This window comes from Actinomadura sp. HBU206391 (assembly GCF_014323665.1).
In the GTDB taxonomy this organism is placed as follows: domain Bacteria; phylum Actinomycetota; class Actinomycetes; order Streptosporangiales; family Streptosporangiaceae; genus Actinomadura_C.
Genome location: NZ_JABVEB010000477.1, coordinates 1 through 2,495 on the forward strand (window position 1 = coordinate 1; position 2,495 = coordinate 2,495).

The window sequence follows — 2,495 nt, forward strand, 5'->3', positions numbered from 1 at the left end:
TTCACCGGCCTGTACGTGTCGCTGCGCGACCGCCAGGTGCGGATGATCGCCGAATCCACGATGCGAGACCCGGACCGGCGGCAGGCGATCCTCGCCGAGCACGCCGAGATCGCCGCCGCCATCAGCGCCAGAGACCTCGATCGCGCGCGAGTCGCCGTGCGGACGCACCTCGCCGGCACCCGCGCGTCCCTCGGCCTGGCGTAGTGAAGGTGCGGGCGGGTCACGTCCGACCGGGGGCGTCGAGACGACGACGCCATGTTGCGACCAGGAGCAGTCCCGAAGCCGCCGCCACGGTGGTGAGGAGGAAGGCGACGCGGAAGTCCGCGTGGCCGACGACGGGCCGAGCACGAGCGTCAGGACGGCAGGGTGAGCGCGCCCGAGAGGTACTGGGACGTGGTCAGCAACGCCCCGGCCGTGCCCTGATGCGCGGACGGCACGTCGTGGGTACCGATGATGAACATCGACGTGTAGATGACCCCATGCCCGAATCCGCTCAGGAGCACCCCAGGGAGCAGGTCCACGGCGTAGGTGTCCCCGGAGAGGGTGAGTGACAGCCAGAGCAGCCCCAGCGCGGCGGTGGCGAACCCACCGACGAGCACGCCGGCCGGACCGAAGCGGCGCACGGCGCGACCCGCCGCCATGCTGCCCGCCGTCACCATCAGGGCCAGCGGAAGGAACGCGAGCCCTGCCCGCAATGGCGGGTATCCCTTCATGGACTGCAGGAGAAGGGCGAGCAGGTAGAACTCAGACCCCACGCTCGCCATGTAGAGCGCGGTCGCCGCAGCACCGACGCGCAACGATCCCGTGCGCCGCAGGACGGGCTCGATCAGAACAGTGCGCGAGGTGTTCTCGTTGCGGACGAACCCGAGGAACAGCAGCAGCGCGAGCCCGAGGCAGCCGAGGGTCGCCGTGGAGCTCCATCCCCGGCCGGAGCCCGAACCGAGCCGATCCAGCGGGCCGCCCCCAGCGCGCACAAGAGCGTGAGCGGGACGTTGATGACGAAGGTGAGCCGCCACGACGCCGTGGTGAGCAGGCCGCCGAGGATGGCACCGGCGGCGAGCCCCGACGCTCCGACCGATCCCCAGACCGCCAGCGCCCTGCCGCGCGCCGGCCCCGCGGGGAACGTCGTACCGATGAGACCGAGCACAGCGGGTTGCAGCAGCGCCGCGCCGAGTCCCTGTGTGCCGCGCGCGGCCAGGAGCACCGTTCCATCGCCCGCCGCTCCGCCGACTGGGCGAGCGAGAGCACGGCCAGGGTGGCAGCGACTGCCGGCGGTCTCCGTACGGTCATGCGACCATGCTCGAACGTTCACACTGGTGTGAAGGAAAGTCGGGCGCGGAAAGGGCCGGGCTTGGAGAGGGGCGTCGCCGTGAGGATCGGAGAGTGGCCGAGCGCACGAAGGTGCCCACGCGTCTGCTGCGCTACTACGAAGAACAGGAACTGCTCGCCCCCGACCGCGCGCGGCGAACGGCTACCGCGACTACGCCGAGTGCCTCGTCGAGCGCGTCGTGCAGATCCGTGGGCTGCTCGACGCCGGGCTGCCAACCAAGATCATCAAGCAGATCCTCCCCTGCCTCGACGATCCCTGCACGATCCACGTCAACGACGCGACCCCCCGAGCTGATCGCATCGCTCGAGCGTCACCGTGAGCAAATGGACTCGCGCATCCGCTGCCTGACCAGGAACCGCGACGCCATCAGCGGCTATCTCGACGCCGTCCGCCGTCGCGACACGGCACCGGACGGCCCTTCTTCGACGTCCGGGTGACGAGACGCCGGCCGCCGGCACCTGTGATCGGCGCCGGCGGCTCGGGCGATGTCGTCAGCTCGTGGCGCCGCCGGCCACGGCTCCCCTGCGCTCGGGCAGGAGAGCGTAGATGCTCGACATGGCGGCGTAGACGCCCTCGAGGCGCTGCAGGGCGGCGTACTCGGGGTCGCGAAGAAGAATCCTGTCGACCTCCTTCAGCCGCCAGAGCGGAACGCGCGGGAACAGATGGTGGACGAGGTGGTAGCCCTCGCCCTCCTTCTCCCCCAGCAGGAACCGGGCCATCGGGCTGTAGTGCCGGTTCCACGACATGTAGATGTCGATCCGCGGGGCCGTCTCGATCACCGGGTAGTGCTCGAGCAGCTCGGCGATGGAGCCGAGCCAGACCTGCGTCGTGATGAGCGGGACGATCCAGTACAGCAGGACGAGATCGAGGCGCCCGGTCGCCGCCGTCACTCCGACGACCAACGCGGTCAAGACGATCCGGAACCAGCGTTCGCGGGTCTTCTCACCGCTGGTCAGGATCCGCTCGCGCAACAGATAGCCGATGTAGGACAGCGTGGAGCGCAGGCCGGCGACAGTCAGCAGATGCCGCTTCAGCGCCTCGCGGCTGAGGTTCTCCCCGCACAGCAGATACCGCTGGTACTGCAGGTAGTCGGGATCTCTGGCGGGGTCGCCCAGCCGTCCGTGGTGTTCGCCCAGATGCGAGGCGCGGTAGCCCGTGAAGCTCT

The 2,495-nt window shown here is 69.9% G+C and carries 5 protein-coding genes and 1 pseudogene; 3 read left to right on the forward strand and 3 right to left on the reverse strand.

From position 1 onward, the window contains the following. On the forward strand, window positions 1-204 hold a 204-nt coding region (locus HKK72_RS38530), incomplete at its 5' end, for an FCD domain-containing protein (RefSeq protein WP_187239315.1). A gap of 149 nt (window positions 205-353) precedes the next feature. On the opposite strand, the gene HKK72_RS41905 is transcribed toward HKK72_RS38530, so the two are convergent. Together HKK72_RS41905 and HKK72_RS42585 are read right to left on the reverse strand one after the other, a co-directional pair. Then, window positions 354-881: an MFS transporter gene (locus HKK72_RS41905; RefSeq protein WP_410050389.1), complete on the reverse strand. Its 528-nt coding sequence runs from the start codon at window positions 879-881 to the stop codon at window positions 354-356. Next, window positions 827-1,312, reverse strand: coding sequence for an MFS transporter (locus tag HKK72_RS42585; protein WP_410050388.1), 486 nt, complete (start codon window positions 1,310-1,312; stop codon window positions 827-829). The genes HKK72_RS41905 and HKK72_RS42585 overlap by 55 nt, the downstream gene beginning before the upstream one ends. Between HKK72_RS42585 and HKK72_RS43055 the strand changes: the two are divergent. Together HKK72_RS43055 and HKK72_RS42590 are read left to right on the forward strand one after the other, a co-directional pair. Next, window positions 1,297-1,428 (forward strand): annotated as a pseudogene (locus HKK72_RS43055) (hypothetical protein); the annotation flags it as partial. The gene HKK72_RS42585 and the pseudogene HKK72_RS43055 overlap by 16 nt on opposite strands. Before the next feature lie 80 nt (window positions 1,429-1,508). Next, entirely contained in the window at window positions 1,509-1,649 is a 141-nt protein-coding gene (locus HKK72_RS42590) for a hypothetical protein (RefSeq protein WP_315987662.1), read from the forward strand. Between the two features lie 172 nt (window positions 1,650-1,821). Here the strand turns inward: HKK72_RS42590 and HKK72_RS38545 are convergent. Next, a partial coding sequence (locus tag HKK72_RS38545; protein WP_187239317.1) for a fatty acid desaturase family protein occupies window positions 1,822-2,495 on the reverse strand: 674 nt, incomplete at its 5' end.